Genomic DNA, 409 nt, shown 5'->3' with positions numbered 1-409 from the left:
GACAAGAATGGTATCTGGATAACTGACCCCAACGTATACCCTGAGAGCACTTCCTATACCGGCAGTCATGAGGGAGAAAGTTCAAATAGTTAGGTTCCTTTGTCTGTCTGCATTTTAGAGAGAAACATGCCTTATCAACAAGAACGGTCTGCCGTAGAATTTACTGCTCCATCATTATGAAACCTTTGTACGAATTTTCTATAGGAGGTCATGATGACTTATGAGAGAATCTATAGGGATGCGTTTGTTGTTCCTGTTTTCACTTACGAGAGCGGGTATTGGGAGAAGGTGATGAAGCCTCGTTTGCAGCAGCAGGGGTGGTTTATTGTTGAGGTGGATTGTGCTGGTGTGGATACCTCGCATGAACTTGGGCGTAGGCTTTTACGAGCGCTTGGGTTTAATATTGCGC

The 409-nt window shown here is 44.7% G+C and carries 1 pseudogene; it reads left to right on the top strand.

Going from position 1 to position 409, the window contains the following annotated elements:
* Positions 1 to 213 precede the first annotated feature (213 nt).
* A pseudogene (locus HMPREF2756_RS11475) lies at positions 214 to 409 on the top strand (hypothetical protein); the annotation flags it as partial.

It is taken from the genome of Rothia sp. HMSC067H10 (assembly GCF_001810635.1).
Lineage (GTDB): Bacteria > Actinomycetota > Actinomycetes > Actinomycetales > Micrococcaceae > Rothia > Rothia dentocariosa.
Note: the sequence above shows the minus strand (reverse complement) of the source record. Positions and strands in the feature narration are given on the sequence as shown.